Raw genomic sequence first — 13,561 nt, 5'->3', positions numbered from 1 at the left:
GAGCGGGGGGCTTGCCATGGCAGCGTCGGAACCCAGTCCGCGACAGATCGTGGTCGTCACCGAGGGCGGTCCGCACATCTGGGCGATCGTCAACGCCATCGCCGATCGTTTCGGCCCTGTCAGTGTCATCCTCGAAACCCCTGAATCCAAAAAGCGTTTGCTGCTCGGGCGGGCGCGACGCCAGGGCTGGATCTCGGCCATCGGCCAGCTCGGCACCATGGTGCTGACCAGACTCGGCAAGCGCTTCTTCGCGGGCCATACGGCGCGCCTGATTGCCGAGGAGAAGCTCGAGACAGAGCCTCGCCCAGGTCAGACGGTTATCCATGTCCCTTCTGCCAACGGGCCGGAGTGCCTCAAGGAGATTGCAAACCTCAAGCCGGGCGTCGTACTGCTCGCCGGCTGCCGGCTGCTGTCGAAAGACACGCTCGCGAAGATGCCCTGCCCGGTGCTCAACTACCATGCCGGCATCGCACCGAAATATCGCGGCATGAATGGCGGCTACTGGGCGCTGGCCTCCGGCGATCAAAGGAATTTCGGCACCACCGTGCATCTGGTCGACGCCGGCGTCGACACCGGTGGCGTGCTGAAACAGGCGCGCGGCGAGCCGAAGCATGGCGACACCATCGCCAGCTACGCGCTGCGCCAGGCCGCCTTTTCCCGCGACATCTGCGTCGAGGCAGTGAAAGATGCGCTGGCGGGAAAACTTACAACGATCGATCCCGGCCTGCCGTCGAGGCAGTGGTTTCACCCGACGATCTGGTTCTATCTCTGGACCGGCCTGACGAAGCGCGTCTGGTAGTCAGCCGGCAGCTCATTTCAGCATTCGCTTTGCGTCATCGACAGCGTCGCTTTTGAAGGCGCGCGCGTCGTCCCATAACAAGCGGCCCAAGGGCGCATGCGGCAATGCTCCAGACATCGAGGAGTTGAGAATTCATGGCCGATCTGATCGTCGTCTATTGGCGCGACATCCCTGCACAGGTCATCGTCAAGAAGGGCCGGCAGAGTGCCAAGCGCGAACTGCCGCTGCGCTTCACTGAGGCGATCGACATGTGCGCCATGCGCACCGGCGCCGGCGGCACCGACGACTACCTGGCCGAATGGCGCAAGGCCGATCCGGTTCCGGTCGGCGACGATATCGAGACCGAGGTCGAGAAGGCCTACCAAGAACTCGACGCGAAATACGACCGCGAGCGGCTGGTCGCTCTGGTCAAGGCTGGCGGGAAAGAAAATGTCTGAGAAGCAGCCGGCGGTTACCCAGGCCACATTGGTCAAGAAGGCAGCGCCGAAGTCCGATTACAAGCCTGCCGACGTGTCGCCGCAGCGGCGCGTCCAGCGCACTTTTGCTGTGAGATTATGGTCGATCCGCCATTCGCGGTTGCTCGAATGGTTCTACAGCAGGTTCGCTGACGTCTTCCTGCTTCTGCATCCTTTGTGGAAGGGCATCGGCTATGGTCGTGTCGAAGCTCCGGTGAAATTCGTCGAGAAGCGCGTCAAGGGCTTTATGTTCGACTGCCGCATGTGCGGCCAGTGCGTGCTTTCCTCCACCGGCATGTCATGCCCGATGAATTGCCCCAAGCAGCTTCGCAACGGCCCGTGCGGCGGCGTGCGCGCCAACGGCAATTGCGAGGTCGAGCCGGACATGCCCTGCGTCTGGGTCAAGGCCTGGGAAGGTTCGCGCAACATGGTGCATGGCGACAAGATCCTCACCGTGCAGAAGCCCGTCGATCAGTCGCTGCGCGAAACCTCAGCCTGGCTGCGAGTGACCGCGCAGGCTGCCGCCGCACGTGAAGCGGCTCAGAACGTGCAGAACCCCGGAGCTTCGGCATGACCGCCCGCCAGCGCGACGAGAATCCAGCGGGCATCCACCTGCCGCTCGATCCCCTGCCGGGCCACACTTCGCGCGGCCGGCTGGAGCGCGTGCTGCGCCGCGGCGAGTTCGCGGTGACGACCGAGCTCAACCCGCCCGACAGCGCCGATCCCGAAGACGTCTACAACCGCGCCAAGATCTTCGACGGCTGGGTCGACGCCATCAACGCGGTCGACGCCTCCGGTGCCAACTGCCACATGTCGTCGGTCGGCATCTGCGCGCTTTTGACCCGCATGGGTTACGCCCCGATTATGCAGATCGCCTGCCGCGACAAGAACCGCATCGCCATCCAGGGCGACGTCTTGGGCGGGGCGGCGATGGGCGTCGCCAATATGCTCTGCCTCACCGGCGACGGCGTTCAGGCCGGCGACCAGCCGGGCGCCAAGCCGGTGTTCGATCTCGATTCCATGTCGCTGCTCGAAACCATCCGCATCATGCGCGACAATGGCAAGTTCCTGTCCGGCCGCAAGTTGACGACGCCGCCGCAGGTCTTCCTCGGTGCTGCCGTCAACCCCTTCGCACCGCCTTACGATTTCCGCCCGATCCACCTCGGCAAGAAGATCGCCGCCGGCGCGCAATTCGTCCAGACGCAATACTGCTTCGACGTGCCGATGTTCAAAAGCTTCATGCAGAAGGCGCGGGACTTGGGGCATACGGAAAAAGTCTTCATCCTGTGCGGCGTCGGACCGCTCGCCTCCGCCAAGACGGCGAAATGGATCCGTTCCAACGTGCCTGGCATCCATATCCCCGACGCGGTGATCAAGCGGCTCGAGGGCGCGCAGGACCAGAAGAAGGAAGGCAAGCAGCTCTGCATCGACATCATCAACGAGGTGAAGGAAATCCCGGGCGTCGCCGGCGTCCATGTGATGGCCTATCGCCAGGAAGAATATGTCGCCGAGATCGTCGATGAATCGGGCGTGCTGAAAGGCCGCCAGCCCTGGAAGCGGGAGATCCGCCGCGACGATCAGTTGGTTGCCGAGCGGCTCGACCACATACTGCACGACGAGATTACCGAAACCCAGGTGGATATGGTGAAGACCGCGCACTGATGTATGTCGCCCAAAAGTGGGAACCGGTTTTGGGGCAACGACATACATGAACTTAGAATCCAAGAGCGCGGCTGGCACCATCCGCCTTGAACAAAATCAGATAACGATATAAAGAACTCTTTATATCCCGACGGAGAGATCGCATGACCCGCACCATCGTCGCCTCGGCCACCCGAGAAATCGTCATCGGCTTCGATCAGCCCTTCTGCGTGATCGGCGAGCGTATCAACCCGACCGGCCGCAAGAAGCTGGCCGCCGAGATGGTGGCCGGCAACTTCGAGACCGTCATCAAGGATGCGCTGGAGCAGGCCGCCTGCGGAGCCACCATGCTCGACGTCAATGCCGGCGTCACCGCCGTCGACCCCAATGCGACCGAGCCGGCGCTTTTGGTGCAGACGCTGGAGATCGTGCAGAACCTCGTCGACCTGCCGCTGTCCATCGACTCTTCGGTCACCGCCGCGATCGAGGCTGCGCTCAAAGTGGCCAAGGGGCGTCCGCTGGTCAACTCCGTCACCGGCGAGGAAGAAAAGCTCGAAGCCATTCTGCCGCTGATCAAGAAATACAACGTTCCCGTCGTCGCCATCTCCAACGACGAGACCGGCATCTCGATGGACCCGGATGTCCGCTTCGCGGTCGCCAAGAAGATCGTCGAGCGCTGCGCCGACCACGGCATTCCCGCGCACGACGTCGTCGTCGACCCGCTCGTCATGCCGATCGGCGCGCTGGGCGATGCCGGCCGCCAGGTGTTCGCGCTGCTGCGGCGCCTTCGCGAGGAGTTGAAGGTCAACACCACCTGCGGCCTCTCCAACATCTCCTTCGGCCTGCCGCACCGCCACGGCATCAACGCCGCCTTCATCCCGATGGTGATCGGCGCCGGCATGACGTCGGCGATCATGAATCCGGTCCGCCCGCAGGAAATGGAAGCCGTACGCGGCGCCAACGTTCTCAACGGTACCGACGAGAACTGCACCAACTGGATCCGCACCTACAAGGACTATAAACCGGCCGAAGGCGGCCATGCGGTTGCCGCGCCGGTGGCGGTAACCGCCCCCGGCGATGGCGCTGCTGCCGGCGGCCGTCGCCGCGGCGGCCGTGAAGCCCGCATGGCGAGGGCATAAGGTAGAGATTGTGACTTTTTCGACAGAGGGAGGTATTCGCGTATGAACCCTCCCCCGAACATAACCGATCCGCTCGTGCTGTTCATGCCGTCAGGCAAGCGCGGGCGGTTCCCTGTTGGCACGCCGGTGCTCGACGCCGCGCGCCAGCTCGGCGTCTATGTCGAGAGCGTGTGCGGCGGCCGCGCCACTTGCGGGCGCTGCCAGATCGAGGTGCAGGAAGGCAATTTCGCCAAGCACAAGATCATCTCGTCCAACGACCACATCTCGTCCAAGGGCGCCAAGGAAGAGCGCTACGAACGTGTCCGCGGCCTGCCGGAGCGCCGTCGCCTCTCCTGCTCGGCGCAGATCCTCGGCGACCTCGTCATCGACGTGCCCCAGGATACGGTCATCAACGCGCAGACCATCCGCAAGGACGCCGATACCAGGGTCATCGCTCGCGATACGGCGATCCGCATGTGCTATGTCGAGATCGAAGAGCCCGACATGCACAAGCCGCTCGGCGATCTCGACCGGCTCAAGATTGCCTTGATGAAGGACTGGGGTCTCAAGAACCTCGAATTCGACTTCTATCTGCTGCCGCAGGTGCAGGGCATCCTGCGCAAGGGCAACTGGACCGCCACCGCCGCCATCCACAAAGATGCCGACAGCGATATCGCGCGCGTCATCGCGCTGTGGCCCGGCTTGAAGAACGAGGCCTACGGGCTTGCCTGCGATATCGGCTCCACCACGATTGCCATGCATCTGGTATCGCTGCTCTCGGGCCGCGTCGCTGCCTCATCCGGCACCTCCAATCCGCAGATCCGCTTCGGCGAGGATCTGATGAGCCGCGTCTCCTACGTGATGATGAATCCCGACGGCCGCGAGGGCATGACGGTCGCCGTGCGCGAGGCCGTTTCCGGCCTCGTCGACAACGTCTGCGCCGAAGGCAACGTCCAGCGCAACGACATCCTCGACGCGGTGTTCGTCGGCAATCCGATCATGCACCACCTGTTCCTCGGCATCGACCCGACCGAGCTCGGCGGCGCGCCGTTTGCGCTCGCCGTGTCTGGCGCCGTGCGCATCAAGGCCTCCGACCTCGGCCTGAAGCTGAACCAGGGCGCGCGTCTCTATATGCTGCCTTGCATCGCCGGCCATGTCGGCGCCGATGCCGCCGCTGTCACGCTCTCTGAAGGCCCGCACCGCCAGGACGAGATGATGCTGATCGTTGATGTCGGCACCAATGCCGAGATCGTGCTCGGCAACAGCACGCGCGTGGTGGCGGCCTCCTCTCCCACCGGGCCGGCGTTCGAAGGGGCGGAGATCTCCGGCGGCCAGCGCGCCGCGCCCGGCGCCATCGAGCGCGTGCGCATCGACCCTGATACGCTGGAGCCGCGCTACCGCGTCATCGGTTCGGAACTCTGGTCCGATCAGCCCGGCTTCGCCGAGAGCGTGCAGGCGACTGGCGTCACCGGCATTTGCGGGTCCGGAATCATCGAAGTGGTGGCCGAAATGTATCTGTCCGGCATCATTTCCGAGGACGGCGTCGTCGATGGATCGCTGGCCGCGCGCTCGCCGCGTATCGTCCCCAATGGCCGTACCTTCTCCTACGTGCTGAAGGACGGCGAGCCGAAGATCACCATCACCCAGAACGACGTGCGCGCCATCCAGCTTGCCAAGGCGGCTCTTTATGCCGGCACCAAGCTTTTGATGGAAAAGCAGCACACTGACCATGTCGACAGCATCCATTTCGCCGGCGCCTTCGGCTCCTTCATCGATCCGAAATACGCCATGGTGCTGGGGCTGATCCCCGACTGCGATCTCGACAAGGTCAAGGCTGTCGGCAACGCCGCCGGTGCCGGCGCGCGCATGGCGCTCCTCAATCGCGGCTACCGCCGCGAGATCGAGGAGACGGTGGGCAGCATCGAGAAGATCGAGACCGCGCTGGAGCCGAAGTTCCAGGAGCACTTCGTCTACGCCATGGCGCTGCCGAACAAGGTCGACCCGTTCCCGAAGCTTGCGGCCGCAGTGAAGCTGCCGCCGCGCAAGGCAACGAGCGAGGATGGTGCTGCCGGCGATGCCACCCCGCGCCGGCGCTCACGCGAGGAGCGCGCGGCACGCCGCGGCCGCGAATAGGCCTGCTTCTCGCCAAACGCACTTCGATTTCATTTGCATGCAAATGTTTCCAGATCGCCAGATCCGGAAACCGAAACGCTGCTTTCGTGAAATCCGCTGGAAACATGTCGGGTGCATTTAGCCCGCCATCGAAGGGCTGGCGTGAAATGTCTTCAGGCCGACGCGACCTTCCGGAGGAAACCGCAATGTCGATGTTCGACAATCTCAGCCGCTTCGGCGTTACCATCAGGCAGGCCCATGCCAGGAACAAGGCTATCCGTGCGCTCAACGACCTGCCAGCGCATGTCCAGAAAGATATTGGCTGGCCGGCCTCGCCGCCGAGCGACCCGCAGGCAGCCCTTCACAAGCTGCTCCTGGGCACGCCGCGCTGATGACCTTCGCCGACAAATGCAAGCTGCTCGGCAAGCGCCGGGGCCTGCGAGCGGCCTCGGCGATCGGCGACAACAGGTTGCGCGCCGCGTTGCTGCCAGGGCGACGGTGACGCGCCTGCTATGGATTCAGGGCGTCGCATCACGCCGATGTGCCCGCGACGAATCTTGACATTTTCAACCGAGATACAATGTTGGAATAGCGGGGAACTCTCTTAGTCGGCTCTGCCGAAGTCCGTGTATTCACATGCCCAGTTTGAAAAGCCACGTCGTTTCGTTCATTCTCAGGCACAGCCGCAAGAAGGCCTTTTCCAGTCCCGAAAATCTGCAGCGCTGGATCGCCTACGCCCGCAAGACCGAAGACTATCATCCGCCGGCCCTTCTAAAGGCGCGGCTGGATATCGCCGAGACCAGCGTCGATGGCTTCCCGGTCTACGAGATAGCGCCGAAGGCCGGCGAGCATCGGCGCATCCTCTATCTGCATGGCGGCGCGTTCGTCTTTCAGATCACGTCCTATCACTGGGTGCTGATTGCCGAGATGGCGGAACGGCTGGGTTTTGGCGTCACCGTGCCGATCTATCCGATCGCGCCGGAGCACAATTTCCATGACATGTTCGGGATGGTCGGCGACGTCTACAGTCGCATGCTCGAAGAAACCGGCGCCGAGGACATCATCTTCATGGGCGATTCCGCCGGCGGCAACATGGCCGTGGTGCTCACCATGATGATTGCGGAGAAAGGCCTTCCCGCACCGTCGCGCCATGTGCTGATCTCGCCCGGCCTGGACATGTCGCTGTCCAATCCGGAGGTGTTCGAGGCCGAACGCAACGATCCCTGGCTCGGTATTCCGGGCGGGCTCGAGGCGATCCGGCTCTACAGCGCCGGCATCGACCGCTCCGACTGGCACATCAGCCCGCTCTACGGCGATCTCTCCGTGCTGCCGAAGACGCTGCTGCTCACCGGCTCGCGCGACCTGCTCAGCCCCGACAATCTGATCTTCGCGGAAAGGGCACGCCTTGCCGGCGTCGAGGTCGACGTCGTCTACGAGGAAGGCATGTTCCATGTCTGGCCGCTGATCGAGATGCCGGAAGCGCGACGCGCGCGCGATAGCATCGTCGACTTCCTCATTGGCGACCCGATGCCACGCCGCCTCGGCGCACGGCGCAGGACAAAAGCCACGATCGCAGCCAGCACCGCGCCGGCGGCCGAATAGCCTCAGAACTTGCCGGTTTCCCGGAACAGCTCGAACGTCGCGCGGATGTGATCGGCGACGGCCTTCACCGGCGCGCTGGCGTCGGGCGCCACCACCATGGCGAGGTTGTAGGTGCCGATATCGGGCATGCCGTCCTTCTGTCCGAGCTCCACCATATCGTCGCCAAGGAACGACTTCGGTAGCGGCGCCACGGCGAGATCCGCCATGATCGCCGCGCGCTGGCCGGCGGTGTGGGCGCTCATATAGGCGACGCGGTAGTTGCGGCCCTCGCGGCCGAGCGCTTCCAGGGCGCCAGCCCGCCAGGCGCAGCCCTCTTCCCACAGCGACACCGGCAGCGGTTCGCGCAGGTGCGCGCAGCCGCCCTTGGCGCCGGCCCAGACGATCGGCTCGGTCAAAAGCACCTCGGCGCCGAGCGCGCTGGTCTTGTAGGAATTGGTGAGCAGCGTGAGGTCGAGCGCGCGGTCGTCCATGCGGCGGCGCAGATTGATGCTCTGGTCGATGGTGACATCGACGGCGATCGACGGATGCGACTGCGCGAAGCGCTTCAGCACATGCGGCAGGATACGTTCGCCATAGTCGTCCGGGGAACCCAGCCGCACGACGCCGACAATGTCGGGAATGATGAACTTCGACACCACCTCGCGGTTGATCGACAGCAGCCGCCGGGCATAGCCGAGCAGCATCTCGCCATCGGTGGTCAACGTCACCGAACGCGCGTCGCGCGCGAAGACGGAACGGCCGAGGATGTCTTCCAGCTTCTTGATCTGCATGGAGACGGCAGAGGGGGTGCGAAACACGGCATTGGCGGCGGTGGTGAAGCTGCCGGTCTCGGCGATCGCCACGAAAGTGCGCAGCACGTCGAGGTCGAGCAGTGGAAGGGGGTGGTTAAGCGGGGCGTTCATTGGCTGCCTTCAATTTTTCTGATGCAAACGATCATCCCATTTCGTTTGATTGAACATCACTTCGGGCACATAGTCAACTCGATCGATGCAGAATGCCGCCACAAGCAGCCATCACACGACCACGACACGAACCTGCAATCGACATGAAATGAAGCTGAAACAGACCTGACGTAACGCATTTGCCGGGCGCCTCCCTGCCCGAATCGAGGAGAAAGAAAATGTCTATCCTGTCGTCTATCGGTCGGCTCGCGACCGAATTCAGCGCCGCCCGCGCCCGCTACCAGACCGAACGCGCAATCCATTCGCTGCCGATCGAGCTGCAGAAGGATATTGGCTGGCCGGAAGCCGCCGATGCCAAGACCGGTGTGCGCCTCGGCGTCGGAACCTGGGCCGGAGCGAAGTAGCTAAGTGTGTATCGAGTACTGAAGGCCTGCCGTGGCGTCAGACCGGCAGGCTTTTTTGTTTGCATTCAAACGGTTTTTTCAGCCATGCGGCAGCCGCATGACGCATATGAACCACTCGCATAGCACGGCAGCTTTCCATTTAACGCTTTGTAAATAACAGGAAATTTCGGGCATATTGCCCAAATATGTCGCAATCCGTGTCGCTTTTCATATCAAGCGCTTCGTTTTTGCGATTTAGTTTTTGCTGAAGCAAGCCTATATCCCGTGCAGCAAAAACGAGCTGCCCCACTCCATTAAGCGAAGGCGACCCGTCTGAGCAACCAAATGGAGATGATGATGAAGCTCTTTGCCCGCCTGTTCACCCGTCGCGAAATGAACCTGACGACCGCCCTCGAGCGTCAGCGCCTCGCCAAGACCATGCCCGGCCAGACGGGCGCCATGGCTGCCGCTCGCCTCGGCTTCGTTGCCTGAGACAGCTGTCGCCGACGGCACCTGATGCCGTCGCCCTGTATGGAATTCGACGCCGCCCGGCTTCGCCGAGGCGGCGTTTTTATTTTGACGGCGCCTTCATTGGGTATCTGAGGTGGTAGCCGCCGGGCGTACGCCATCGGCGATTGCCCATTTGCGACCCGTGTCGCAAATTTAATCTTCACTTAGCCGCCTACCCGATTGACAAGAATGATTTTTCCTGATGTCGCTATGCTATTAGCGACATTCTGTTCGCGTCATGGCCGCGTGAGGTTTATCGTGAATGCCGTAAAGCACCCGATCAAGAGATCGTTTGTATTCTTCCTTATCCCCGACTTCACCATGATCGCCTTCGCGACGGCGCTCGACCCGCTGCGCTCGGCCAACCGGATGCTCGGCTACGAGGCCTATAGCTGGCGTTTGGCCAGCATCGACGGCAAACCAGTGCGCGCCTCGAACGGCGTCGAATGCGCCGTCAACACCTCGCTCGAGGAAGAGCGCAAGAAGATGGCCGGGCCGGACAGGCCGAACATGGCGATCGTCTGCAGCGGCATCAATGTCGAGCGCTACCACAACAAGTCGGCCTTCGCCTGGCTGCGCGAGGAATACAACCGCGGCGTCGCGGTCGGCGGGCTTTGCACCGGCGCGCATGTCCTGGCAGCCGCGGGCCTGTTGTCAAACAAGCGCTGCGCCATCCATTGGGAGAACCTGCCGGGCTTCTCCGAAGCATTCCCGAAAGCCAATGTCTTTGCCGACCTCTTCGAGATCGATCAGAACGTCTACACCTGTGCCGGCGGCACCGCGGCGCTCGACATGATGCTGAAGCTGATCGGCGACGATTTCGACGAGAGCCTCGTCAACCGCGTCTGCGAGCAGGTTCTGACCGACCGCGTGCGCAGCCCGACCGACCGCCAGCGCCTGCCGCTGCGCGCCCGTCTCGGCGTGCAGAATTCCAAGGTGCTCACCATCATCGAACTGATGGAGGCGAACCTTGCCGAGCCGTTGTCGCTGATCGAGATTGCCGACCATGTCGACCTGTCGCGCCGTCAGATCGAGCGCCTGTTCCGCACCGAGATGGGGCGCTCACCTGCCCGCTATTATCTGGAAATCCGGCTCGACCGCGCCAGGCATCTGCTCATCCAGTCGTCGATGCCGGTGGTGGAAGTGGCGGTGGCCTGCGGCTTCGTCTCGGCCTCGCACTTCTCCAAATGCTACCGCGAGCTCTACGCTCGCTCGCCGCAGCAGGAACGCGTCGACCGCAAGCAGCTTCTGGCAGCTTGAGCCGTCGGGAAACCTAAGCGGATTGCGTCTGCGCCGTCCGCATCGCCTCGATGCGGATGTCCTCTGTGAGCTGCGCCTTCAGCGTGGAGAATTCCGGGCTGGTCTTCAGCGTGTAGTGGCGTGGGTGCGGCAGGTCGACCGATACATCGGATTTGATGCGGCCGGGACGCGCGCTCATTACGATCACGCGCGAGGCCATGAAGATCGCTTCCTCGATGTCGTGGGTGACGAACAGCACCGTCTTCTTGCGCCGCTCCCAGATGCCGAGCAGCAATTCCTGCATCAGGCCGCGCGTCTGGTTGTCCAGCGCCCCGAACGGCTCGTCGAGCAAAAGGATTGCAGGGTCGTTGGCGAGCGCGCGCGCGATCGCCGTGCGCTGCTGCATGCCGCCCGAAAGCTGCTTCGGCCAATGGTTCTCGAAGCCCTTCAGCCCGACGAGATCGACATAGGATGCAACGATGTCGTGGCGCGCGCGCTCGGGCATGTTCCGCTCGCGCAAGCCGAAGCCGATGTTTTCAGCGACCGTCAGCCAGGGGAACAGCGTGTAGGACTGGAACACCATGCCGCGATCCGGGCCCGGACGCGTGACGGCTTTGCCGTCGAGCAGCACGCGGCCGGTGCTTGGCGCCTCCAGCCCGGCGACGATCCTGAGCAAGGTCGATTTTCCGCAGCCGGACGGACCGAGGATGGTGATGAAATCATTGGCCGCGACCGCGAGGTCGACAGGCTGGAGCGCTTGCACCGGCTGTCCGCCGCTCGCCCCGGCAAAGGTCCGGGAAACGCCTTCGATCAGAAGCTTGCTCACGCCAGGGTCCATGGATAGAGCCAGCGGTTCAGCGCCTTGAAGGCGAAGTCGGACAAGAGCCCGATCAGCCCGATGACGATGATGCCGAAGATGATCTGCCCCGTCGCCAGCCGCGACTGGCTGTTGATGATCATGTAGCCGATGCCCGACGACGAGCCGATCAGCTCGGCGACGATGACATAGGTCCATGCCCAGCCGAGCACCAGCCGCAGCGTCTCGGCGATCTCGGGCGCGTTGGCCGGCATGATCACCCGCTTGACGATGCCGTTGTCCGTCGCCCCTAGCGTATAGGCGGCTTCGACCAAGTCACGACGAGTGCTGCCGACCTTGACCGCGATGATCAGGATGACCTGGAAGACCGAGCCGACGAAGATCACCAGCAGCTTTTCCAGTTCACCGATGCCGGCCCACAGGATGAGCAGCGGTATGAAGGCGGACGCCGGCAGGTAGCGGGCAAAGGACACGAACGGCTCCAGAAACGCCTCGACGGGCTTCCAGGCACCCATGGCTATGCCGATCGGCACGGCAATGATCGAGGCCAGCACGAAGCCGCCGAAGACACGCCAGATGGTGATAAGGATGTCGAGCCAGAAACGGTCCTCGACCAGAAGCCGCCAGCCGTCCTTCAGCATCGACAGCGGGTCGGCGAGGAAGATCCGGTTCACATGGCCGCCAAGCGTGATCCACGCCCAAAATGCCACGAAGAGCACGAAGAAGGCGATGCCGAGCAGGGTTCGAGCGACCGGCGGAACGGGATGCAAGGGACGCAGCATCAGGCACTGTCCTTAAAGCATGTCTCACGAAAGTGGGAATCGGTTTCGGGACAAAGACATGCGCAAAATAAAAACCTAAAGCGCAGGGAGCGAACCTGAAAGATCGTGACGCGCTTCAAGGAAAAAGGAACGGCGGCTTGTCGCCCCCGTCGATCGGGAGATGCGCGGTCAGTTGGACACGGCGCTGGTGTCGGCAAGCGTCGTCACATCGGGCGCTTCCTTGATCAGCCCCATCTGCAGCAGCAGCTCCGCCGCCGTCTTGGAAAAATCCTGGAAGTCCTTGGTGAAGAATTGCTTGTTCGCTTCCCGATCAGCCCATTTCAGGTACTTGGCGGAATCCTCGAATTCCTTGGCCGACTGTTTTACGTCGGCGCCCATGATTTCGTAGGACTTCTGCGGCTCCTTCTTGATCATGTCGAGGGCATCGAAATAGCTGTCGGCCAGCGCCTTGGCGGCATCGGGATTGGCCTTGAGGAACTCCGGCGTGCAGCCGACAGTGTCCATCACCATCGGATAGTCGAGCGTGGTCGCCAGGATATGGCCCTGGTCGGCCTTGTCGCGCACCGCCGAAATGAAGGGCTCGTAGGTGACGGCGGCATCGTTCTGCCCAGCGAGGAAGGCTTGTGCGGCCGCATCCGGCTCCAGATTGACGACCGTCACGTCCTTGGTCGACATGCCGTTCTTGTTGAGCACCCAGGCAAGCAGGAAATAGGGCGACGTGCCCGGGGCCGAGGACGCGACGTTCTTGCCTTTGAGGTCGGCGACCGTCTTGATGTCGTTGCGCACTACGATGCCGTCCGCGCCATAGGACTTGTCGAGTTGGAATATCTGCTTGGTGGTGACGCCGCTGGCGTTCCAAACCATCCAGGTCTCGACCGTGGTCGCCGCGCATTGCAGGTCGCCGCTCGCAATCGCCAGCGGACGGCTCGCCTGCGGAACCTTCTTCAGCGTGACGTCGAGCCCATGTTTCTCGAAAAGCCCGGCCTGCTTGGCCAAAGTCAGCGGCGCGAAGCCGGTCCAGCCGCTGATGCCGATGGTGAGCGACGTCGCGGCCATGGCCGGCGCCGACAATCCGACGATAGCCGTCAGTGCCGCCGCGAAAATGCTGATCCTGTTCATTTTGGTTCCCCTTTTGTCTGGTGAGGGGAAACTGTCTCACAGAGCCCAACAGGCTTGTCAATGAAGCAGGACCGGTCATCGG

At 62.9% G+C, this 13,561-nt stretch carries 14 protein-coding genes and 1 pseudogene; 11 read left to right on the top strand and 4 right to left on the bottom strand.

All coding sequences use genetic code 11. From position 1 onward, the window contains the following. The first annotated feature begins 16 nt into the window (after positions 1-16). The 8 genes and pseudogenes from P9236_RS02050 to P9236_RS02015 all read left to right on the top strand — a co-directional run bounded on the left by P9236_RS02050 (position 17) and on the right by P9236_RS02015 (position 7,727). A complete protein-coding gene (locus P9236_RS02050; protein WP_278072927.1) occupies positions 17-799 on the top strand; it encodes a formyl transferase in 783 nt (260 codons plus the stop codon). Positions 800-933: 134 nt separating this feature from the next. After that, positions 934-1,236 carry a virulence factor gene (locus tag P9236_RS02045; RefSeq protein ID WP_278072926.1) on the top strand — a complete coding sequence of 101 codons (303 nt, stop codon included), beginning with the start codon at positions 934-936 and terminating at the stop codon, positions 1,234-1,236. Further along, positions 1,229-1,828: a methylenetetrahydrofolate reductase C-terminal domain-containing protein gene (locus tag P9236_RS02040; protein ID WP_278072925.1), complete on the top strand. Its 600-nt coding sequence runs from the start codon at positions 1,229-1,231 to the stop codon at positions 1,826-1,828. Before P9236_RS02045 ends, P9236_RS02040 begins: the two co-directional genes overlap by 8 nt. Continuing rightward, positions 1,825-2,916, top strand: coding sequence for a methylenetetrahydrofolate reductase (locus P9236_RS02035; RefSeq protein ID WP_278072924.1), 1,092 nt, complete (start codon positions 1,825-1,827; stop codon positions 2,914-2,916). Before P9236_RS02040 ends, P9236_RS02035 begins: the two co-directional genes overlap by 4 nt. A 143-nt stretch (positions 2,917-3,059) precedes the next feature. Then, entirely contained in the window at positions 3,060-4,034 is a 975-nt protein-coding gene (locus tag P9236_RS02030; protein WP_278072923.1) for a methyltetrahydrofolate cobalamin methyltransferase, read from the top strand. Beyond that, positions 3,973-6,146 (top strand): annotated as a pseudogene (locus tag P9236_RS02025) (ASKHA domain-containing protein). The gene P9236_RS02030 and the pseudogene P9236_RS02025 overlap by 62 nt, the downstream one beginning before the upstream one ends. A gap of 185 nt (positions 6,147-6,331) precedes the next feature. Beyond that, positions 6,332-6,517: a hypothetical protein gene (locus tag P9236_RS02020; RefSeq protein ID WP_164772365.1), complete on the top strand. Its 186-nt coding sequence runs from the start codon at positions 6,332-6,334 to the stop codon at positions 6,515-6,517. Between the two features lie 244 nt (positions 6,518-6,761). Continuing rightward, positions 6,762-7,727 carry an alpha/beta hydrolase gene (locus P9236_RS02015; RefSeq protein ID WP_278072922.1) on the top strand — a complete coding sequence of 322 codons (966 nt, stop codon included), beginning with the start codon at positions 6,762-6,764 and terminating at the stop codon, positions 7,725-7,727. 2 nt (positions 7,728-7,729) lie between these two features. Here P9236_RS02015 and P9236_RS02010 read toward each other — a convergent pair whose 3' ends face one another. Then, positions 7,730-8,629 (bottom strand): LysR substrate-binding domain-containing protein, encoded by a 900-nt coding sequence (locus P9236_RS02010; RefSeq protein WP_278072921.1) that lies wholly within the window; start codon positions 8,627-8,629, stop codon positions 7,730-7,732. A 218-nt stretch (positions 8,630-8,847) separates the two neighbouring features. Between P9236_RS02010 and P9236_RS02005 the strand changes: the two genes are divergently transcribed. The 3 genes from P9236_RS02005 to P9236_RS01995 all read left to right on the top strand — a co-directional run bounded on the left by P9236_RS02005 (position 8,848) and on the right by P9236_RS01995 (position 10,782). After that, positions 8,848-9,033: a hypothetical protein gene (locus P9236_RS02005; protein WP_126093284.1), complete on the top strand. Its 186-nt coding sequence runs from the start codon at positions 8,848-8,850 to the stop codon at positions 9,031-9,033. 336 nt (positions 9,034-9,369) lie between these two features. Beyond that, complete coding sequence (locus tag P9236_RS02000) at positions 9,370-9,504, top strand: hypothetical protein (RefSeq protein WP_095791071.1); 135 nt, start codon at positions 9,370-9,372, stop codon at positions 9,502-9,504. Between the two features lie 276 nt (positions 9,505-9,780). Continuing rightward, on the top strand, positions 9,781-10,782 hold the full coding sequence (locus tag P9236_RS01995) for a GlxA family transcriptional regulator (RefSeq protein ID WP_278072920.1): 1,002 nt from the start codon (positions 9,781-9,783) through the stop codon (positions 10,780-10,782). A gap of 13 nt (positions 10,783-10,795) precedes the next feature. Here P9236_RS01995 and P9236_RS01990 read toward each other — a convergent pair whose 3' ends face one another. The 3 genes from P9236_RS01990 to P9236_RS01980 all read right to left on the bottom strand — a co-directional run bounded on the left by P9236_RS01990 (position 10,796) and on the right by P9236_RS01980 (position 13,479). Beyond that, a complete protein-coding gene (locus P9236_RS01990; RefSeq protein ID WP_278072919.1) occupies positions 10,796-11,587 on the bottom strand; it encodes an ABC transporter ATP-binding protein in 792 nt (263 codons plus the stop codon). Then, positions 11,584-12,360 carry an ABC transporter permease gene (locus tag P9236_RS01985; protein WP_278072918.1) on the bottom strand — a complete coding sequence of 259 codons (777 nt, stop codon included), beginning with the start codon at positions 12,358-12,360 and terminating at the stop codon, positions 11,584-11,586. The genes P9236_RS01990 and P9236_RS01985 overlap by 4 nt, the downstream gene beginning before the upstream one ends. Before the next feature lie 168 nt (positions 12,361-12,528). Next, the gene (locus P9236_RS01980) at positions 12,529-13,479 is read right to left on the bottom strand and encodes an ABC transporter substrate-binding protein (RefSeq protein ID WP_278072917.1); all 951 of its coding nucleotides are present in this window, start codon (positions 13,477-13,479) and stop codon (positions 12,529-12,531) included. Positions 13,480-13,561: the final 82 nt, after the last annotated feature.

This window comes from Mesorhizobium sp. WSM4884, assembly GCF_029625675.1.
Lineage (GTDB): Bacteria > Pseudomonadota > Alphaproteobacteria > Rhizobiales > Rhizobiaceae > Mesorhizobium.
Note: the sequence above shows the minus strand (reverse complement) of the source record. Positions and strands in the feature narration are given on the sequence as shown.